This is a genomic window from Novosphingobium ginsenosidimutans, assembly GCF_007954425.1.
Classification (GTDB): Bacteria; Pseudomonadota; Alphaproteobacteria; order Sphingomonadales; family Sphingomonadaceae; genus Novosphingobium; species Novosphingobium ginsenosidimutans.
The window spans coordinates 2,222,126-2,242,969 of the sequence record NZ_CP042345.1 but is presented as its reverse complement, the minus strand read 5'-3'; the positions used below and the strand labels follow the sequence as shown (position 1 = coordinate 2,242,969).

The 20,844-nt window shown below is 64.9% G+C and carries 15 protein-coding genes; 7 read left to right on the top strand and 8 right to left on the bottom strand.

The features are described from left to right. Positions 1–4 precede the first annotated feature (4 nt). The 7 genes from FRF71_RS11080 to FRF71_RS11050 form a co-directional block, all read right to left on the bottom strand. On the bottom strand, positions 5–1,216 hold the full coding sequence (locus tag FRF71_RS11080; RefSeq protein WP_238339203.1) for a CaiB/BaiF CoA transferase family protein: 1,212 nt from the start codon (positions 1,214–1,216) through the stop codon (positions 5–7). Then, the gene (locus tag FRF71_RS11075) at positions 1,213–2,400 is read right to left on the bottom strand and encodes an acyl-CoA dehydrogenase family protein (RefSeq protein ID WP_238339201.1); all 1,188 of its coding nucleotides are present in this window, start codon (positions 2,398–2,400) and stop codon (positions 1,213–1,215) included. The genes FRF71_RS11080 and FRF71_RS11075 overlap by 4 nt, the downstream gene beginning before the upstream one ends. A gap of 11 nt (positions 2,401–2,411) precedes the next feature. After that, positions 2,412–2,921, bottom strand: coding sequence for a MaoC family dehydratase (locus FRF71_RS11070; RefSeq protein ID WP_147090707.1), 510 nt, complete (start codon positions 2,919–2,921; stop codon positions 2,412–2,414). Between the two features lie 2 nt (positions 2,922–2,923). Beyond that, positions 2,924–3,736: an HpcH/HpaI aldolase/citrate lyase family protein gene (locus tag FRF71_RS11065; RefSeq protein ID WP_147090706.1), complete on the bottom strand. Its 813-nt coding sequence runs from the start codon at positions 3,734–3,736 to the stop codon at positions 2,924–2,926. Between the two features lie 120 nt (positions 3,737–3,856). Continuing rightward, complete coding sequence (locus tag FRF71_RS11060) at positions 3,857–6,904, bottom strand: efflux RND transporter permease subunit (RefSeq protein ID WP_147090705.1); 3,048 nt, start codon at positions 6,902–6,904, stop codon at positions 3,857–3,859. Then, positions 6,904–7,947, bottom strand: coding sequence for an efflux RND transporter periplasmic adaptor subunit (locus tag FRF71_RS11055; RefSeq protein ID WP_147090704.1), 1,044 nt, complete (start codon positions 7,945–7,947; stop codon positions 6,904–6,906). The genes FRF71_RS11060 and FRF71_RS11055 overlap by 1 nt, the downstream gene beginning before the upstream one ends. Before the next feature lie 124 nt (positions 7,948–8,071). Continuing rightward, a complete protein-coding gene (locus FRF71_RS11050) occupies positions 8,072–10,597 on the bottom strand; it encodes a TonB-dependent receptor (protein ID WP_147090703.1) in 2,526 nt (841 codons plus the stop codon). Between the two features lie 116 nt (positions 10,598–10,713). Here FRF71_RS11050 and FRF71_RS11045 point away from each other — a divergent pair, with 116 nt between their 5' ends. The 7 genes from FRF71_RS11045 to FRF71_RS11015 are packed head-to-tail and all read left to right on the top strand — an operon-like array spanning position 10,714 to position 19,653. Further along, entirely contained in the window at positions 10,714–11,373 is a 660-nt protein-coding gene (locus FRF71_RS11045; RefSeq protein WP_147090702.1) for a GntR family transcriptional regulator, read from the top strand. Between the two features lie 42 nt (positions 11,374–11,415). Next, positions 11,416–12,339 (top strand): hydroxymethylglutaryl-CoA lyase, encoded by a 924-nt coding sequence (locus FRF71_RS11040; RefSeq protein WP_147090701.1) that lies wholly within the window; start codon positions 11,416–11,418, stop codon positions 12,337–12,339. A gap of 28 nt (positions 12,340–12,367) precedes the next feature. Further along, positions 12,368–14,416: a hydantoinase/oxoprolinase family protein gene (locus FRF71_RS11035; RefSeq protein ID WP_147090700.1), complete on the top strand. Its 2,049-nt coding sequence runs from the start codon at positions 12,368–12,370 to the stop codon at positions 14,414–14,416. Positions 14,417–14,429: 13 nt separating this feature from the next. Further along, complete coding sequence (locus FRF71_RS11030; RefSeq protein ID WP_147090699.1) at positions 14,430–16,316, top strand: hydantoinase B/oxoprolinase family protein; 1,887 nt, start codon at positions 14,430–14,432, stop codon at positions 16,314–16,316. A 3-nt stretch (positions 16,317–16,319) separates the two neighbouring features. After that, positions 16,320–17,513, top strand: coding sequence for a CaiB/BaiF CoA transferase family protein (locus FRF71_RS11025; RefSeq protein ID WP_147090698.1), 1,194 nt, complete (start codon positions 16,320–16,322; stop codon positions 17,511–17,513). After that, positions 17,513–18,145 (top strand): N-carbamoylsarcosine amidohydrolase, encoded by a 633-nt coding sequence (locus tag FRF71_RS11020; RefSeq protein WP_147090697.1) that lies wholly within the window; start codon positions 17,513–17,515, stop codon positions 18,143–18,145. Before FRF71_RS11025 ends, FRF71_RS11020 begins: the two co-directional genes overlap by 1 nt. Beyond that, entirely contained in the window at positions 18,142–19,653 is a 1,512-nt protein-coding gene (locus FRF71_RS11015; RefSeq protein ID WP_147090696.1) for an aldehyde dehydrogenase family protein, read from the top strand. The genes FRF71_RS11020 and FRF71_RS11015 overlap by 4 nt, the downstream gene beginning before the upstream one ends. A 3-nt stretch (positions 19,654–19,656) precedes the next feature. Here the strand turns inward: FRF71_RS11015 and FRF71_RS11010 are convergent, their stop codons facing one another. Beyond that, positions 19,657–20,820, bottom strand: coding sequence for an FAD-dependent monooxygenase (locus FRF71_RS11010; protein ID WP_161597956.1), 1,164 nt, complete (start codon positions 20,818–20,820; stop codon positions 19,657–19,659). Positions 20,821–20,844: the final 24 nt, after the last annotated feature.

Sequence of the window (20,844 nt, the reverse complement as noted above, 5' to 3'; positions counted from 1 at the left end):
TCGATCAGACAACGCCGGCGGAGCGTAGCCGGGCGAAGTCATCCTCGCCATAGCCAAGCTCAGCCAGGATCGCGGCGGAGTCTGCCCCCAGCAGCGGCCCGGCCCGGTTGGGCAAGCGCTGGCCATCGAGCTTGATCGGGCTGGCGAGGACCTGGAAATCGGGATTGTCGGGATGGACCACGCTGTCGCGCATCCCGATCGTCTGCAGCCACGGGTTATTGAGCGCCTGGTCCAGCTGGTAGACCGGCGCAACCGGCACGTGTCCTTCCAGCAGCGCCTGCCAGTGCGCCATCGGCTGGCGCGAGAAGATCGCGTCGAGCACTTCGGTTAGCGCAGCGCGGTTGGCGAGGCGATCGGGGTTGGTCTTGAATCGCGGATCCTGACCCAGTTCGGGGTGACCGATCCGTTCGACCATGATGTCCCAGAACTTGGGCAATTGGCACATCACGAACATCCAGCCATCGGCCGCCTTGACCATCTGGCTGGGCGTGGCGCTGGGATGAGCCGAACGCGGGGTGCGGCCCGTCACGTCGCCGTTGTTCATGTACCACAGCGCCGGATAACTGGTCTGGTGCACGGCGGCGGAGAGCAGATCGGTATCGACATCGCGCCCCTGCCCGGTGCGCTGGGCATCGATCAGTGCAGCCAGCAGGCCGATCGCCATGATCGTGCCGGTCATGAAATCGACCATCGAGAGCCCCATCCGCTGCGGCTCGCCATCGGGATCGCCAGTCAGAGCGCAAAAGCCCGCCTCGGCCTGCATCAGATAGTCATAGCCCGGCCACTTGGCCCGCGCATTGTCGCGGCCGTAGGCGGAAAGGTGCGCACAGACGATCGCCGGGTTGACGTCCTTCAGCGCATCATAGGTAACGCCCAGCTTAGCCGGCAGATCGCCGCGCAGGTTGTTGACCATGGCGTGGCTGGTTGCCACCAGATCGCGCAGGATCGCCTGGCCTTCGGGCGCGTTGAGATCGAGGGTGAGCGATCGCTTGTTGAGGTTGAAAGCGTGGAAATAGACGCTTTCCCCCGGGCGGGTGAAATGCGGCCCCACCCCGCGCGCGGTATCGCCCCCGCCCTTCCCGTCCTTCTGCGGCGGCTCGATCTTGATCACTTCGGCACCTAACTGTGCCAGGAACATCGTGCCATAGGGCCCCGCGCCGTACTGTTCGGCGCTGATAACCCGGAAACCCGAGAGGGGAAGGTGCAGTTCGCTCACGCCGGGTTCCGTTTGACCCACTGCTTGGAGATGATCATCCGCTGCATCTCGTTGGTACCCTCGCCGATGCACATCAGCATGGAATCGCGATAGAACCGCTCGATGTCATACTCCTTGGAATAGGAGTAGCCGCCGTAGATCCGCATGGCTTCCTGGCTGTTTGCCACGGCCGCTTCGCTGGCAAAATACTTGGCCATGCCTGCTTCGAGGTCGCAGCGTTCGCCCTTGTCATAGGCAATCGCGGCATCGAGCGTGAGCAGGCGCGCGGCGCGGGCGCGAGTGACCATTTCACCGATCTTGAGCTGGATCGCCTGGTGCTCAGAAATCGGCTTGCCCATGGTCTGGCGCTGCTGGGCATATTCGGTGGCGAGCCGCAGCGAACCTTCCGACAGGCCAACCCCGCGCGCGGCGACGTTGATGCGGCCAAGCTCAAGCCCGCCGGTCGCCTGGAAGAAGCCCTGCCCTTCCACGCCGCCGATCAGCTGGTCAGCCGGAATGCGGTAATCCTCAAAGATCAGCTCGGCGCTGTCGATCGCCTTGTAGCCCAGCTTGTCGAACTTCTTGCCGGTGGTGAAACCTTCGCGCTTGTCGGCGATGAACAGGCTCATCCCCTTGTAGCGCGGATCGGCATCGGGATCGGTCTTGACCAGCAGGGCAAAGCACGAGCCGTTGAGCGCGTTGGAGATCCAGGTCTTGGTGCCGTTGATGACGTAGTGGTCGCCATCACGGCGGGCGACCGTGCGGATCGCTTGCAGGTCGGTCCCGGCATTGGGTTCGGTCAGCGCCAGGCCACCGCGGATCTCGCCGCTGGCAAACTTGGGCAGCCACTTGGCCTTCTGCGCCGGGGTGCCGAACCGCTCGACCGCTGCGGCCATGATCAGGTGCGAATTGAAGATGCCGGTCAGCGCCATCCAGTAGGAGCTGATCTTCATCACGATCTTGGCATAGGTCGTGGCCGGCAGGCCGAGGCCGCCGTATTCCTGGCCGATGGTCGCGCCGAACAGCCCCATATCGACCATCTCGTGCACCAGCTGCTCGGGCCAGATGTCGTTATGGTCGTGATGCAGGATCACCGGTTTGACCGAGCGTTCGATCCAGCGGTCGATCGCGTCGAGGAAGGCTTCTTCCTCGGCCGGATCGATCGTGCGGCCCTGATCGCTCATCATGTCCACGGCGGTTGCCATCTCAGATCTCCTTAATCGTCGCCGGGGCCGAAGCCGCGCTTCCAGATCAGCATGATCCGCACGAAATCGCAGACTACATCACCATGCTGGTTCTTGCCCACGGTCTTGATCGTGACGATGCCCTGCTGCGGGCGCTTTTCAGACTCGCGCTTTTCGAGCACTTCGGTTTCGGAATAGATGGTGTCACCGGCAAATACCGGCTTGAGCAGGCGGATGTCCTTCCAGCCGAGGTTGGCGACGGCCTTCTGGCTGACATCCGATACGGACTGCCCGGTCATGATCGCCACGGTCAGCGGCGAGGCGACCAGGCACTTACCGAATTCGGTCTTGCTGGCATATTCGGCATCGCAGTGCGCCGGATGCTGGTTCATCGTCAGCAGGCTGAACCAGGTGTTGTCAGTTTCGCTGATCGTCCGGCCGGGGCGATGCTCATAGATGTCCCCGACGTTGAAATCCTCGAAATAGCGGCCGAAGGTCTCGCGGTACCGGCCCGGTGCGACTTCGATTGCCCCGTCACGCATTGTCAGTTCCCCTTCCGGCTGAGCACGGCCTGGTAACGCTTGACCAGCGGTGCCTCCAGCATCTTGCCCTTGAAACGGATTACCTTGCCTCCGGCCGCATCATAGGCAGCGAGTGCGGCCTCGGCCTCGGCCACTTCGGCGGCGGTCGGCGTAAAGGCGGCCTCGATCGCTGCCACCTGATTGGGGTGGATTGCGGCCTTGGCGGCAAAGCCCAGCGCCTTGGCCTTGGCGCATTCGTCAGCAAGGCCTTGGGCATCGTCAAGATTGATCCACGGCACGTCGATCGCCGGCACCCGTGCTTCGGCACAGGCCAGGATCAGCGCCTGGCGCGCGGCCAGCAGCGGCTCCCAGGCCAGCGCCACGCCGAGCTCGCCCGAAAAATCCCCGCCGCCGAACATCACCCCGCCAACCATCGGCGCCGAAGCGATCGCAACCGCCTGGCGCAGGCCCTTGGGCGTCTCGATCAGCGGGATCAGTTCGGGGCAACGCTCACCCAGGGCGCGGGCGACAATCTCGATCTCGACCGCGCTTTCAACCATCGGCACGAACAGGAACGGCGGCAAGTGTTCGGCCTCAATCAGTGCCGCAAGGTCGGCAATCCCGGCCGCCGTGGCCACGCCGTTCATGCGGATTGCCCAGCCCGCTTCGCCGCTCGCAACCTGCGCCAGCGCATTGACCCGTGCCGCGGCCTTTTCTTCGGCAGGAACGGCATCTTCCAAATCGATAACAGTCAGCCCCGCCCCGCTGCCATGGGCCTTAGCGAACCGGTCAGGCCGCGAACCAGGCACAAACAGGAAGGAATTGGCGGCAAACATGTAGACAGAGTGCTCCCGGCGGTGTGCTTTCCCCCGCCTTGGCACGGATAATTTGTCCGGACAACTTCAAAGTCAAGCAATTCATCCGCCAGATGGACAAACTGCCGTAACGCCTCTTGCTCAGGCCTCTGGCGGCGGCGCTCCGCGGACCAGCAGCAGGTACATGGCCGGGATGACAATCCGGCTCAGCAGGGTCGAGGAGACCAGCCCGCCAATGATCACCCAGGCCAGCGGCGCATAGAGCGGCGAGCCCGACAACGCCAGCGGCAGCAGGCCGCCAATCGCCGTGACCGAGGTGAGCAGCACGGGCAGGAAGCGGATCTCGCCGGCCCGCTCGATCGCCTCCATCAGCTCCATCCCTTGCTGGCGCAGCTGGGTGGTGAAATCGACCAGCAGGATCGAATTCTTGATCTCGATCCCGATCAACGCGATGAACCCGATGACCGCCAGGTATGACAGCGAATTGCCGGTGAAGATCAGCGCCCAAAGACCGCCGAACAGGCCCAGCGGCACCACTCCGGCGACTACGGTCACTTCGCGGAAGCGGCCGAACTCCAGCACCAGCACGCACAGGATGCCAAACACCGCCAGCATGGCGATGCCGCCTACCCCGTTGTTGTTGCGCGCCGAAACCTCGGCCTGGCCGCCTACGCTGATCGAATAGCCGGGTGGCAGCGGGATCTTGCGCACTCGTTCCAACGCATCGCCATTGACCTTGGAGGCAAGGTAGCCGTCCTTGACGAACGAGGTCACCGTAACCAGTCGCTCAAGCTTGAAACGATTGATCGTGGCGGGCCCGGCCTGCAATTTCGGCGTGGTAAGTTGCGCCAGCGGGATCGCCGCGCCCGACAGCGAGCTGACATAGACCTGGTTGAGCACCTCCACCGGCACCTCGCGGTCAAACGGCAGGCGGGCCACCACCGGATAGGAATCGCCCTCGGCATCGCGCAGGCTGCTGGCACGTTCACCCGAGATGGCGAGCCGCAAGGTACGCCGCACGGCATCGGGCGCAACGTTGAGGAGGCCCGCCTTGGCCGGATCGACCGAGAGATCAAGGTCGATCCGGTCAATCGCCAGCGGATCGACCACGTCACGGGTGCCCGGGGTCTGGCGGATCGTCGCAGCAAATTGTGCCGATAGTCGCTTCAACTCGCCCAGTTCCGGGCCGCTGATCCGGATTGCGATGGGCGCGTCGATTGGTGGTCCCTGCTCGAACTGCTCTACCGTGACGCGTGCCGAAGGATAGCGGGCCAACTCATCGCGCAGCTTCTCAACCAGCGCGGGGGTATCCTTGGGCGAGAATTCCTTGAGCGTAACGAACAACTCACCAAACTTGGTATCGGCCTCACGCGGCAAGGCATTGTAATAGATCTGCGGGTTGGAGCGTCCGGTGTTCTCCATCACATCCTGCACTTCGGGCTTCTGCTGCATGATCGCGGCAACCTCGCGTACGGCCTTGTCCGCCGTCGCCAGGCTCGATCCCTCCGGTGCTTCGATCCGGACCAGGAAGTACGGCACGTCAGCCTTCGGGAACAGACTGAAACCGATCCACGGTATGGTTGCGAACATCAGCACGCAGGCCGCCATTGCACCCCAGACGGTCTTGTGCGGATTGGCTAGGCTCCAGTGCAGGGCCGGGCGGTACCAGTGCTCGATCCGGTCGGTCACCCAGCGCAGGAAGCGGTTGCCATCATGGCTCTCGCTGGCTGAGAGAATCCGGCTGGCGGCAAAGGGAACGAGGCTCATCGAGACGAGCAGCGAGGCGGCTACTGTCAGCAGCACGGCCATCGGCAGGCTGCGGGTGAAGTCACCGGCCGTCTCTGGCAGGTTGGCCAAGGGCAGGAAGGCGAAGATCAGAACCCCGGTGGAGCCCATCACCGCCAGGGTGATCTCTCTGGTCCCCTCGATCGCGGCGGTGACCCGGTCCTTGCCCATCCGGATGTGGCGTTCGATATTTTCGGTCACGACGATGGAATCGTCGACCAACAGGCCCAGCGCGACAATAAAGCCCGATACGGTCAGCTGGTTGAGCGAATAGCCCAGGATGTTGAGGCCGGTGAGGCCGATCGCCAGCGAGGTCGGGATCGAGAGCATGACCACCAGCGAAGCGCGCGGCCCCAGCGGCAGCAGCGTAACCAGCACCAGCACCAGCGCGATGCCGAAGTCCTTGGCCAGCTGGTTGAGCTTGCGTTCGATATCATTGCTTTGATCGAAGACCGAGACCAGCTTGATGTCGGGCGGCAGCTGCTGCTGGAACGCTTCCTTCACCGCCTTGAGCCGGTCGCGCAGCACGAGGGTGTCGGTCATGTCCTTCTTGCGCACGCCGATGAAGACCGCGCGCTGACCGTTCAGCCGGGTGATGTGAAGCCGCTCCGCCTCGGCCCATTCGACGCTCGCAACATCGCCCACGGTCAGCAGTTGTCCGTCCCCGCCGCGCAAGGGAATTGCCCGGATCGCCTCGAGGCTGCGATAGGCCCCGCCCGACTGGACATTGAAACGGCGATTGCCGGCATTGACCGCCCCGGCCGGTACATCCACCCCGCCCTGCGCAATCGCACTCGCCACCAGCCCCGGCGGCAAACGCCGTTCGGCCAGGCGTGCTGGATCAAGCGCGATCCGCACTTCGGGCGTCGGCAGGCCGTAAAGCTCGGTATTGCGAACCCCATCCAGCGCGGCGAGCCGGTCGCGCAGGTCCTCAGAGTATTTCTCCATCCGCCGCCAGGACGCGGTCTCGCTGACTAGCGCGATCTGGGAAATGGCTGCCTCGGTGGTGCGCGGGCGGCGTATCTCGAGCCGCTGGATGCCTCCCGGCAGTTGCGGGCGGAGCGCATTTACATCGCGCACCGTCCGGTCATAGGCCTGCTCGGCATCGGTGCCGTAATCGAACCAGATCGAAATGCTGGCAAGACCATCGCTGGAGGTCGAGCGGATGTCGCGGACATTGTCGAGGCCCTGCAGCACGCGCTCCAGCGGCTTGGCAACCGTCTCCTCGATCTCGGCCGCGTCGGCGCCCGGCAGGGTGACGATCACCACTGTCAGCGGAATCGGAAAATAGGGATCGACTGCGCGGGGAATGGCGCGAAAAGCGTTGAATCCCAACAGCGCAAGCAGCAGGAAGGCCACCAGCGTGATCTGCCAGCGGCGAACGGCAGTGGCGACGAAGCCCATCAGCGGCCTGCGCTTACCGGATCGATCTGTGTGCCGTCGCGCAGCCGATCAAGGCCGGAAAGGGCAATCACCTCGCCTCGGTTGAGGCCAGAGAGTACTTCGGTGCCTCCGGCGGTGAGCGGCCCCAGCGCGACCCGGCGGGCCTTCACCCGCTTTTGCGCATCGACCACATAGACGAAGCCTTCATCGGCACGGACTGAAAAGATTGCGGTCGGCGGGATAATCAGCCCGGCCGAGCCACCGGCCGCCGGCGTAGCAATCGTCGCGCGGCCGACCAGGCCAGAGCGCAGCCGCGGATCAGGCGGGAGCGCGATCTCGGCGGTAAAGGCCCCAGTCCCGCGATCGGAGCGACCACCGACCTCGATCACCGGACCGGACAGGACAATGCCAGGCAAGGCATCGAACCGGACCTCGGCCGGAATGCCAGGCCGAACCCGCACGGCATCGCGGTCTGCCAGCAGCACCCGCAGCACGAAGCCGCTGCTGGCATCGCCCAGGGTTACCACTGGCATGCCGGCATCGATGATCTGGCCTGGCTCGGCCATGCGGCTGAGCACGATCCCGTCGGCCGGGGCGACCACGCGGGCAGTCTGCAGTGAGAAACGCCGCGCCGAAACATTGGCGCTCGCGCTGCGGGCGGCGGCCTCGGCTGCTTCAAGCCGGGCCTTGGTGATCCAGCCTTGCGCGTAGAGCTGTTTGAGGCGGGTCAGTTCGGCCCCGGCGCGGTCACGCTCAGCAGCGGCGGCTTCGAGCGAGGCGCCGACGCTGGTCATGTCGAGCGTCGCCAGCACTTGCCCGCGCCGCACCCGGTCCCCCTCCTGCACCGTGATCCCGGCGATCTGGCCGGGGGTGGTGAAACCAAGCGGAATTTCCTTGCGGAGCGCTGCCGTGCCTGCCGCCTCGATCTGCGGTGCCGCAGCTTCCTGGCCGACTTGCGTCACACTGACACGCAGCGGCTTGGCCGGGGGTGGCGCTTCGGCAGCGCCGCAGGCGGCAAGCAGCGGCAAGAGCAAGGCGGGGAATAGGTGTTTGGCACGAGACATTTAGCAGCTCATGCCGTTTTAGGTTGCAAATTGCAACCCGGTATTTATGCCTTGTCCAGACAAGCAAAAGGGCCGGAGGCGAAAGCCCCCGGCCCCTTCGTTTGTTCGGTACGAACCGCTGTGCTTAGAACTTCACGCCAGCTTCGACGCCGATCAGGCGGCGCCCACCGGGCGAGATGAACGAGCCACCGAATTCGATCGCGGGGATCGCTTCGGCGATGTACTTCTTGTCGAACAGGTTCTCGGCGAAGACCACCAGGTGGTAGTTATCGGTTTCAAGGCCGAGGCGGGCGTTGAACACGCCAAAGGTATCGCGCTGTGCCACGTCATAGCGGGCATTCCCGACCACACCAGGCAGCGCCAGCGCCGAAATCGGCAGCAGGCCGCTGAACAGCGTCGGTCGCTCCTGATTCTGGACGGTGTGGAACCAGGTCGGCCCAGTCAGGCGGTAATCGGCGCGACCGGTGATCCGCAGGCTGTCGTTCACCGGCACCTTGATTTCACCGCCAACGTTGAGCGTCCAGTCCGCCGTGTAGGGCGATTTGTTGCCCACGGTGTAGGTGCGCGACGAGTTCTTCTTGATCTCGCTGTCAGTCACGTTGAACGACCCGAACAGCTTGAACCCGTCGACCACCTTGGCGGTAAGGTTGATTTCCGCGCCCTTCACATCGACCGTGTCGATATTCGAAACCACGCGCAGCAGGCCGAAGCTGCCGACGAAGAATTCGAAGAACTGCATGTCGCTGATCCGGGTATAGTACCCGGCCAGGTCAAAGGTAATGCGGTTGTCAAACAACGTGCCCTTGACCCCCGCTTCGAACGCGCTCGACTTTTCCTTGCGGTACTGGTCGTTGATGCGGACATTGGCGTTGATCGTGCCGGGGGTCACGCCATTGTTGAAGTTGGCGTTGATCAGGGCCGAAGAGCCCTGGTTGTTGAAGCCGCCAGATTTGAAACCGATGCCCCAGTTGGCATAGACGTTGAGATCGCTCGTCGGGGTCCAGCTCAGCGTGATCTTGGGCTGAAGCTGCTTGAACGAGGCGGACTTGGGCGTCAGCGGGCCAAAAGCCTGGCCGGGGTTGATCGGACCGCCGGTAAACGGATCGGTCGCGGTTGGCACCAGCGAGTTCGAAGCGCGGTCTTCAACATCATAGCGCAGCGCCAGACCAGCCTTGAACTGGTCGTTGGGCTTGAATTCTAGCGAGCCGAAGGCGGCATAGACGTTGGTATCGAACTGGTCCGCCAGCAGCAGCGAGGTAGGGTTCACGCTCGACGGGCCGTTGTAGAGGTTCTTGACCACGCCACTTCCGGTGTCGCCGCCCAGGCTGACGCCGGTCTGCCGGTCGATGTTGAGGTAATAGGCGCCCAGCTGCCACGAAAGCGGGCCATCGCCGGTTGAAACCAGGCGGACTTCGGCGCTGATGTCCTTCTGATTGCGCAGCTGGTACTGGATGCCGTCGCAGGTGGTCGGGCTATAGGGCCCAAAGGTCGAGCCATTGGCCGGGGCAAAGATGAACGGCACCGGGATCGCGCCGATCCCGCCGGGCTGATTGACCGGATAGCCGGTGTTGGCAGCGGTGCTGGCAAAGCAAGAAGCCACCGTGGCCCCGCCCGAAGGCAGCGCAGCGCTGATGTAGCGGGCAAAGTCAGCCGAAGTGCCATCGGCCACGAGGTCCTGCTTGATGTCCGAGAACAGCGCCCAGGCCACCAGCTTCATGCTGTCGAAACTGTGTTCGACCTTGATCGAGGCATCGAAGCTGGTCTGATCGTTGGTGGCGCGAATGTTGTTGTAGAAACGGAATTCGTGCGCATCGACGTCTTCGTAGAACTTGGGGTTCACCGCGGCAAAGTTCGGCAGGTGGAACGAGGCATTGAACGGCAGCGAGGCACCGTGGAACTCCGCCCAGCGCAGCTTGACGTCAAACTCCGTGTCCTCGCCCAGCTTGAAGACCAGGCGGCCATCAAGGTTGTAGGCTTCCTTGTCGTCGACGGTCTTGCTGTTGCCGAGGAAGATGTTGCGGAAGAAGCCATCGGTGCGCTGGAACCCGCCGCTCAGCACCATGCCAGCGCCTTCGCCCAGCGGCAGCGAGGCATAGGCCGAGGCGTCCCAGGTGTTCTCGTTGGCGTAGGACACGCGCGCGCCGCCTTCAGCCACGTCCTTGGGCTTCAGCGTCTGCAGCACGATCGCGCCAGCCGCAGCGTTGCGGCCATAGAGCGCGCCCTGCGGACCTTTGAGGATTTCGACCTGGCGCAGCGTGCCCTGGACCTGGTTAAGCTGCGCGGTGTTGGTCTTGAGAATGCCATCGACCACCAGCGCGACCGAACTTTCCGCGTCGCGCGCGCCGTTGATCCCGCGAATATTGATCTGGGTATCGCCCGCTTCGGCCGTCCCGGTGACGATCGTCACGCCGGGGGTAAGCTGGGCAAAATCGTCGGCGTTCTTCGCGCCGGTGTTCTGCAGCGTTGCGGCGGAGAGCACCGCAACCGAGGCCGGGACATCCTGCAGCCGCTCATTCTGGCGGCGGGCAGTGACGATGATGGCCTCTTCCTCACTGGCGCCATCGGCCGCGCTGTCCTGCGCGAAAACCGGGGTGGCACCAAGGGCAAGACCGGCGGCCGAAGCCGAAAGCAGCAGGCGCGTGATCCGCATGTTGTAGTACTCCCTGTTCACCGCCGCCCATTCTTGACCCATCATCGCCAGGCGGCTTGCGAGGACTGCAGCTTATTGTATACAAATAGTCCAGGTCAAGTCATTCAGGCTGCTTCATGTCGCGCGCATCAGAACATGCCTATACGGTAATTCGGGGAATGATCCTCGCCGGCGAGCTGCCGCCCGGTGCGCAGCTCAGCGAGGAAGCGCTGGCGCTGCGCTGCGAGGTCTCCCGCACACCGGTGCGCGATGCGCTGCGGCGGCTCGAGTCCGACCTGCTGATCCGCCGTAGCGAAAGCCAGCGCAGCTTCGTGGCCGACTGGTCGGATGACGATATCGAAGACGCGTTCGAGCTGCGATCCATGCTCGAAGCCCAGGCCGCACGCCGCGCCGCAACGCGGATTGCGCCGGCCCAGCTCGAAGCGCTGCGCCATCACAATCGGCTGATCGGTGCAGCGATCGCGGGAGCCCATGCCGACATTCCAGCCTTTCTCGATCACAACCGCGCCTTTCACGAGATCATTCTGGCGGCAGCCGGATCGTCGCGCCTCGCCAGCCTGCTGACTCGGCTGATTGAACAGCCGGTGGTCTGGCGTACCGCCCAGAATTACGATCGCGAAAACCTGCAACGCTCGCACCGCGAGCATGAGGAACTGCTCGCCGCATTTGCCCGCGGCGATGCTGGGTGGGCCGCTTCGATCATGACCGGCCATATCCGCCGCGCCTATTACGCCTATCTCGATGCTTACACCGCACAGCGAACAGCCGCCGAATAGGCCCCTTGCAGTTTTGTATACAGAAATGGCATAGCGCCCATCATGAGCTCTCTCCCCTATCCTGCAGCAATCGAGTTCGTCGAGGTCGGCCCACGTGACGGGCTGCAGAACGAAAAGACGCTGATCGCGACGGCGGACAAGCTGGCGCTGATCGGCCATGCGATCGCCGCAGGCGCACGCCGGATCGAGGTGACGAGCTTCGTCAATCCCAAGAAAGTCCCGCAAATGGCCGATGCAGAGGAAGTCTGCGCCGGCTTGCCGCAGCGGGATGACGTGACCTACATCGGCCTCGTTATGAACCTGCGCGGGGCCGAGCGGGCACTCGCCACTGGGCGGATCGACCAACTCGGCGCCGTTTGCGTCGCGACCGACCGGTTCGCCATGGCCAACCAGGGCCAGACCAGCGACGAATCGGTCGAGGCGGCCAAGGCGATTGTTGCGCTGGCGAAGGAACATGGCCGCACCGCCCAGGTCACGATCGGGGCCTCATTTGGCTGCCCCTTCGAAGGCGAGGTTAGCGAGGACCGCGTTGTGGCGATGGCCGCAAGGCTGGCCGAAGCCGGTCCGGTCGAAGTGGCGATTGCCGACACGATCGGTGTTGGCAACCCAGCCCACGTCACGCGGCTGGTCGAACGTGTCCGGCAGGCGATCAACCCGCTGCCGGTGCGGGTCCACTTCCACAACACGCGCAATACCGGGCTGGCCAATGTCTGGGCGGCGGTTGCTGCCGGGGCGGCGGTGGTCGATGGCGCGCTGGGCGGCCTGGGTGGCTGCCCCTTTGCACCGGGAGCGGCCGGGAACGTGCCGAGCGAGGACGTGGTCTACATGCTGGAACGCGGCGGGATCGCCACCGGCATGGACCTGGCCCGGATGGTCGAAGCGAGCCACTGGCTGGCCGGGGTAATGGAACGGAAATTGCCGGGAATGGTGGCGCAGGCCCCCGTCTTCCCGAAGGTCGCGGATTAATCAGGTTTCTTTCGGGGAGTAGGATCGCATGGGTTATCGCCTGGGTGTGGATGTCGGCGGGACGTTTACCGACCTCCTCTTGTTCAATGTCGATACGGGGGCCTTCTGGCGGCACAAGACGCCGTCGACCCCGCATGACAGCTCCGAAGGGATCCTGAACGGCGTGACGGCGATCTGCGCCGAGGCCGGGATTTCGGCCGACGCGATCGAGTATTTCCTGCACGGCACGACCGTGGCGACCAATGCCGTGCTGGAAGGCAAGGGCGCGCGGGTCGGCCTGGTGACGACCGAGGGCTATCGCCACATCATGCAGATCGCCCGTTCCTATGTGCCGGGCGGTCTGGCGGCCTGGATCATCTGGCCCAAGCCCACTCCCCTCGCCCGGCTGGAAGACACGGTCACGATCAAGGGCCGGATCGACGCGGCGGGCAACGAAGTCCGTCCGCTCGACGAGAATGACGTGCGCACCCAGTTGGGCGTGCTGAAGGCCCAGGGGGTCGAGGCGATCACGGTTAGCCTGGTCAACGCCTATGTCAGCGGCGCGCACGAAGCCGTGGTCGGCAAGCTGGCGGCAGAGATCCTCCCTGGCGTGCCAGTCTCGCTCAGCCACGAAGTGCTGCCCGAAATGCAGGAGTATGAGCGCACCCTGACCACCGTCGCCAACGCCGCCGTCCGCCCGGTTGTGGGCAAATACGTGGCCAACCTCCGCACCCGACTGGCCGATGCCGGGATGGCCGGCAAGCTCTCGCTGCTGCGCTCGGACGGCGGCCTGATGAGCGCCCAGAAGGCGGAAGAACATCCGGTCAATATCCTGATGTCCGGCCCGGCCGGCGGGGTGACCGGGGCGCTGTGGGTCGGCAAAAATGCCGGGATCCGCAATATCCTGACGCTCGATGTCGGCGGCACCAGCACCGACGTGGCACTGATTGAAAACCTCGAGCCGCGCCGCCAGCGCACCACCGAAGTCGGCCACCTTTCGGTCCGTGCCTCGGCGCTGGACGTGAAGACGGTCGGCGCCGGCGGCGGCTCGATCGCCTATGTGCCGGACCTGACCAAGGCGCTGCGCGTCGGCCCGCAATCGGCCGGCGCAGTTCCCGGCCCGGTGGCTTACGGCAAGGGCGGCGAACTGCCGACCGTGACCGACGCCAATGTGGTACTGGGCTACCTCCCGGAGAATCTGCTGGGCGGTGCCTTCAAGCTTGACCGCGAAGGCGCCAAGAAGGCCGTCCAGACCATCGCCGATGCGCTGGGGATCGATCTGATGGCCGCCGCGCGCGGGATCATCGACATCGTCAACGAGAACATGTTCGGCGCGCTCCGCATGATCTCGGTTCAGCAGGGCTATGACCCGCGCCACTTCGCGCTGATGGGCTTTGGCGGGGCAGGCCCGCTCCACGTCAATGCCGTGGCCCGCCTGATGGGCTCCTGGCCGGCTGTCTCGCCGGTTTCGCCGGGCGTGCTTTGCGCGCTGGGCGATGCGACGACGCGGATGCGGACGGAAACCGCGCGTTCGTTCTCGCGCCTCGCCACCACCACCCAGGCTGATGAGCTGATCGCGATCCTGGAGGAAATGGCCGCCCAGACCCGCGCCGAGCTGCTCTCCGATGGTGTCCCCGAAGCCGACATCACCAGCGAGTTCGAAGTCGACGTGCGCTATGCCGGCCAGGCCTTCGAAGTGCCGCTGACGATCACCCCCGATGTGCTGCGCGCCGATGGCGTCGCCGGGATCCTCAAGCGCTTCGATGAAGAGCATCACCGGCTCTTCACCTTCAACATGGATACCCCGCACGAGATCGTGAACCTGCGCGCCGTTGCGCTGGGCAAGGCGCTGGACCTGCCGGCGGCCGAACTGCCCAAGGGCGATGGCAACCCGATTGCCGCCAAGATGCGCGACCACACGCTGTGGATGGACGGCCGCGAACAGGCCGCCGTGATCTACGACCGGTCAAAACTGCGGCAGGGGGATGTTATCCCCGGCCCGGCGATCGTGGTGGAAATGGACTCCACCACGCTGATCGAAAGCGGCTGCATCGCCAAGGTCGACGCTGTCGGCAACATCCTGATCAACCTGGCCTGAGGGGAGACGAGCCATGCCCGCAACCATCGTCGAAACCAACCCGACCCCCTTCAAGTCGATCCCGATCGATCCGGTCACGCTCGACATCATCGAGAACGCGCTGCGCAACGCCCGGATCGAGATGGACGCCACCCTGGTGCGCACCGCCATGTCACCCGGCATCCGCGAACAGGGCGATGCCTTCCCGCTGATCGCCGATCACACCGGCAAAATGATCGTCGGCCAGTTCGGCAGCTTCATCGGCGGCTTCCTCAAGAGCTATGAGGGCACGCTGGAAGACGGCGACATGATCTTCCTGTCCGATCCCTATTCCTGCGGCGGCGCGATCAGCCACTCGAACGACTGGCTGGTGCTGCTCCCCGTTTTCAAGGACGGGCGCCTGCTCGCCTATACCGCGATGTTCGGCCACCAGAGCGACATCGGCGGCAAGGTGGTCGGCTCGATGCCGATAAACGCCCGCTCGATCTTCGAGGAAGGCGTGCGCATCCCGCCGGTAAAGATCTGGAAGAAGGGCGAATACAACGACGATCTGATGAAGCTGGTCATGCACCAGACCCGCAAGCCGGACTGGTGCCAGGCTGACCTCAACGCCCTGATCGCCTCGTGCCGCGTCGCCTCGCGCCGCGTGATCGAAATGGCCGAGCGGTTTGGCGATGACGTCTATGTCTCGGCCACGCAGGAGCTCCTGGCCCGCAACCACCGCGCGATGCAGGCCCTGATCGGCATGGCGATCGCCGAGGAGCCGGTCAGCTTCGAGGACTACATCTGCGACGATGGCGTGGGCTATGGCCCCTACAAGATCCGCTGCACCATGTGGCGCGAGGACGGCAAGGTCGTGCTCGATTTCGCGGGCACCGACCCGCAATCGGCCGCCTCGATCAACTTCTTCCTCAACGAGAACATGTTCAAGATGTTCTTCGGCATCTACATGATCATGGTCTTCGACCCGCAGATCCTGTTCAACGACGGGTTCTACGACCTGATCGATGTGCGGATCCCCGAAGGCAGCCTGCTCAAGCCGAAGTTCCCCGCCGCGCTTTCGGGCCGCACCCACGCGCTGGGCCGGATCTTCGATATCCTGGGCGGCCTGCTGGGCCAGAAGACACCGGAATTCCTCAATGCCGCCGGCTTCAGCTCCAGCCCCCACCTGTTCTATTCGGGCAACGATACGCGGCCCGGCAAGGGCGGCGAATGGTTCCAGCTGTTCCAGATCGGCTTTGGCGGCATCCCGGGCCGTCCGCTGGGCGACGGGCCGGATGGCCACTCGCTCTGGCCGGGCTTCACCAACGTGCCGAACGAGTTCCTGGAACGCTACTTCCCGATGCTGATCGAACGCTACGAGACCGAGCCGGACTCGGGCGGCGCCGGCCTGCACCGCGGCGGCAACGGCATCCACATGACCTACCGCTTCCTCAGCCCCGGCACGATCTCGATCCATGATGACCGCTGGTTCGTTCCGCCTTGGGGCGTCAACGGCGGTGAGCCAGGCAAGCGCGCGCGCAAGATCCTTGAAAAGGCCGATGGCACCAGCGTGATCGTTGGCAACAAGGTCGAAGACGTCGAGGTCGAAGTGGGCGACCAGCTGCACTTCATCACCTGGGGCGGCGGCGGCTGGGGTGACCCGCTGGAGCGTGATCCGGCGCTGGTCGGACTGGAGATTGTCCAGGGCCTGGTCACGCCGGAAGGCGCCAAGGCCTATGGGGTGGTCGCCGATGCCAAGGGCATTGTCGATACTGCGGCAACCGAAGCGCTGCGCGCCGAAATGCGGGCCAAGCGCAGCGATCTGCCGCTGTTCGATTATGGCCCAGGGATCGAAGTGCTGCGCGCCAATTGCCAGGCGGAAACGGGGCTTCCGGCGCCGATCCAGCCGGTTTGGCCGCACCTCGAAGCCGCCGAGTAAGCCATGGCCGAAAATACGGGTGCACTAAAGGGACTGCGCGTCGTCGAACTGGGTCAGCTGCTGGCTGGTCCGTTCTGCGGGCAATTGCTGGGCGACATGGGCGCCGACGTGATCAAGGTCGAACCGCCGGGTGCGGGCGATCCGTTCCGCGTCTGGGGCATGGGCGATGAAAAGGTCGTCTGGGAAGTCCTGGCCCGAAACAAGCAGTCGGTCTCCTGCAACCTGCGCGTGCCCGAGGGCCAGGCGTTGGTCCGCAAGCTGATCGCCACGGCCGACGTGCTGGTTGAGAACTTCAAGCCCGGCACGCTGGAAAAGTGGGGCCTGGGGCCGGATGTACTCCATGCCGACAACCCCGGCCTGATCATCGCCCGCATGTCAGGCTATGGCCAGACCGGCCCCTATTCCGATCGCGCCGGCTTCGGCGGGATTGGTGAGGCAATGGGCGGCTGGCGCTATATCGTTGGCGATCCAGACCGGCCGCCGGCCCGCATGGGTGTTTCGATCGGCGATACGCTTTGCGCCACCTACGGCGCGATGGGCGTGCTGGCGGCGCTGCACCACCGCGAGAAGACCGGCCAGGGCCAGGTCGTCGACACCGCGCTGTACGAAGCCGTGTTGCAGGTGATGGAAGGGCTGGTGCCGGAATACGTCCACAACGGCTTCATCCGCGAGCGTTCGGGCTCGATCCTGCCGGGGATCGCTCCCTCAAACGTCTACCAGTGCAGCGACGGCGTCTACATGATCGGCGCGAACAACGACCAGATCTTCAAGCGGCTGGCCAAGGCGATGGGCCGCCCTGAACTGGGCGACGATCCACGCTATTCCACGCACATCGCGCGCGGTGAGCGCCAGACCGAGCTTGATGACCTGATCAACGCCTGGACCCGGACGCTGACGATCGACGAGGTCGATGCGTTGATGATCGAGCATTCGATTCCCGCCGGCCGGGTCTATCGCGCGCCCGACATGCTGGTCGATCCGCACTTCCAGGCCCGCGAGGCGATCATCGAGGTGGAGACCGAACGGTTCGGCCCGCTAAAGATGCAGAACGCCTTCCCCAAGCTTTCCGCCACGCCCAGCGGCGTGCGGCGGCCGGCCCCGTCCAAGGTAGGCCAGCACAATGCCGAGATCTATGGCGGCGTGCTGGGCCTGAGTGCTGCGGAGCTGGATGGGCTGAAGGCGGCAGGGGTGATCTGATGGCCAAGGAGGAAGGCGACCTCGGAGAGAACTACAAGGGCGCCTTCGACGGCCATCTGCCGTTCGGCAAGAAGCCGGCCCTGCTGATCGTCGATTTTGTCGTCGCCTATCTCGATCCGGCCTCCCCGCTCTATGCCGGGGTTGAGGATGCGCTGGCGAGCAACGAACGCCTGCTAGCGGCAGCCCGCAAGGCCGGCATTCCGGTGCTGTTCACCAATGTCGAGTATTCGCCCGGCGGGGCCGATGGCGGCGTGTTCTACCGCAAGGTTCCCGCGCTCAAGCTGTTCGAGCGCGGCTCACCGATGGGCGCCTTCCCCGCCAGCCTCCAGCCGCAGGACGGTGAACTGGTGATCACCAAACAATACGCTTCGTCGTTCTTCGGAACGACCCTGGCCGCGACGCTGACCGCGATGGGTGTCGATACCCTACTGATTACCGGCCTTTCCACCTCTGGTTGTGTCCGCGCGACAGCGCTCGATGCCTGCCAGCACGGCTTCCTGCCCTTCGTAGTGCGCGAGGCCTGCGGCGACCGGCATCCCGGCCCGCACGAGGCGAACTTGTTCGACCTGCAAGCAAAGTACGCAGAAGTCATTTCCGAAACTGAGGCGATCGCGCATATCAGCGCACCATGACCGACCTGTCCGCGCTGACCGCCCCCGCCCATTCCGCCGCCGCTTCGGAATTCCTCTCCCGCGCCCCGCATGGCCACCTGATCGGTGGCAGCTGGCAGGCTGCGGGCGAGACGTTCGACACGCTCGATCCGGCAACCGGCAAGGTTCTTGCCGCTGTGGCGCGCGGGGACGCCGCCACGGTGGACCGCGCCGTCGCGGCGGCCCGGAACGCGCTGGAAACCGGTGCCTGGCCCGCCATGACGCCAATGGACCGAGCAAAGCTGCTCTGGGCTATCGCCGACAAGCTCGAAGCCCATATCGATGAGCTGGCCGAGCTGGAAACGCTCGACCAGGGCAAGCCGCTCTATGTTGGCCGCTGGGCCGAGATTCCCGGCGCGATCAACCAGTTCCGCTTCTTTGGCGGCCTCGCCAACCAGATCGAGGGCAAGTCGATCCCGACCTCGGTCAACTACCAGCCCCCGGGCAAGGAGGTCTTCGCCTATACGGTCAAGGAGCCGGTCGGCGTGGTCGCCGCGATCGTGCCGTGGAACTCGCCGCTGGTGCTGACCGCGATGAAGCTGGCCCCGGCGCTGGCCGCCGGCTGCACTGTGGTGCTCAAGCCGGCCGAAGACACCAGTTTGACCGCGATCCGCCTGCTCGAACTGATGATCGAAGCCGGCCTGCCCGCCGGGACGGTCAACTTGGTCACTGGCTTCGGCCGCGATTGCGGTGCGGCGCTGGCGGCCCATCCGGGCGTCGACAAGATCGCCTTCACCGGCTCCACCGCCACTGGCCGCGCGATCATCGATGCCGCCAAGGGCAACTTCAAGCGGCTGACGCTGGAACTGGGCGGCAAGTCGCCCGTGGTGATCCTGCCCGATGCCGACCTGGCCATGGCGATCCCCGGCGCGGCCAATGCGATCTATTTCAACGGCGGCCAGGTCTGCGTTGCTGGCTCGCGGCTCTATGTCCATGATTCGGTGTTCGACCAGGTCGTCGCAGGCATCGCTGCGGTCGCCCAGGGCATGGTGCTGGGCCACGGTCTTGACCAGGGGACCCAGATGGGCCCGCTGGTAAGCCAGCACCACGCCGCGAAGGTTGCTCAATACATCGCCGATGGGCGCAAGGCCGGGGCCAGCGTGATCGCCGGGGGCGAAACCGCTGGACCGAACGCCAGTTTCATCACCCCGACCGTGCTGACCGATGTGACACCCGACATGGCCGTGGTGCGCGAGGAAATCTTCGGCCCCGTCGTGGTCGCCCAGCGCTACAGCGATCTGGATGAAGTGGTCCGTGCCGGGAACGACAGTGAATATGGCCTCGCCGCCTCGATCTGGACCGAGAGCCTGTCCTACGCCCACCGCCTCGCCAAGCGACTGCGTGCTGGGACGGTCTGGATCAACACGCACTCGATGTATGATGCCTCGCTCCCCATCGGCGGGATGAAGCAATCGGGTTGGGGCCGGGATTCGGGCGTCGGCGCACTCGACAACTATCTCGAGACTAAGACTGTCTGCGCGGTGATCTAAAGCTCAGATCGGACAGGTCACTGCATCATAGGCAAACAGTCCGAGCGTATCCTCGTTGAGGATCGGGCCCTTACCGAAGCTTTCCGGGTCCTTGCCCTGGAACTGCAGGCCCAGCAGGCGCGACTGGGTCTGGACCATGGTGGTCCGCTCGCGCCGCGCGGATTCATAGCGCTGCAAAGCCTCGGCCTTGGGGAACTCGATCAGGCAGCGCGCCAGGACCAGTCCGTCCTCCATAGCGGTTGCCGCACCCTGGCCCATGAAGGGCAGCATGCCGTGCGCGGCATCGCCCAGCAGGGTGACCGAACCGGCGGTCCAGCTATCCAGCGGCTCGCGCGCATGGAGCGCCCATTTGAACAACTGATCGGGCGGGGTCGCGTCGATCATCGCCAGCAGCATCGGCTCAGCATCGGCATAGTGGCTGCGCAGCTCGGCAATCGTCGAGGGGATCGCCCAGCCCTCTTCGCTCCACCCTTCCAGGTTCACGAAGGCGGCATAGTTGACCAGGTCCCAGCCGCGCATCGGATAGCGCATGAACAGGCGCTTTTCGCCGATCCAGATGCCGGGCGGCAAGTCCTGCACTTCCGGCGGCAGGGCGGCGCGCGGCAGGACCCCGCGCCAGGCGACCTGGCCGGTGAACTGCGGCGGGGCAGTCTTGAACAAGGCATCGCGCGTGGCCGACTTGACCCCATCTGCCCCTACTGCCAGCGCCGCGGCGGCGCGCTTGCCCCCGGCAAAGGTCATGGTCACGCCTTCCGCATCGCTCGCGATTGCTTCCAGCTTATGATCCAGCCGCACCGCGCCGGGCTGCGCCGCTTCAAGCGCATCGGCCAGCAGCGCGTGAAGATCGGCGCGGTGCAGGTGCAGATAGGGCGCGCCATATTGCGCCTCCACCCCGTCGCCGCGCTCGCGCTCAACCAGCACCTTGCCGGTCTGGAGGTTCTGGGTGAGCTGGCGCGGCGGCACAACGCCCAGACGGCGCATCCCCTGCTCCAGCCCCAGGTGGATCATGATCCGGCTGGCATTGGGGCTGAGCGTGATCCCCGCCCCAACCTCGCCCAGTTGCGGCGCCTGTTCATAGACCGCGACGCGCAGGCCCGCCCTGACCAGCGCCAGCGCGCAGGTCAGGCCGCCCAGGCCGGCTCCGATGATGGCTATGTCCCCGCTCATGCCGCCCCTCATGCCCGCAGCGCC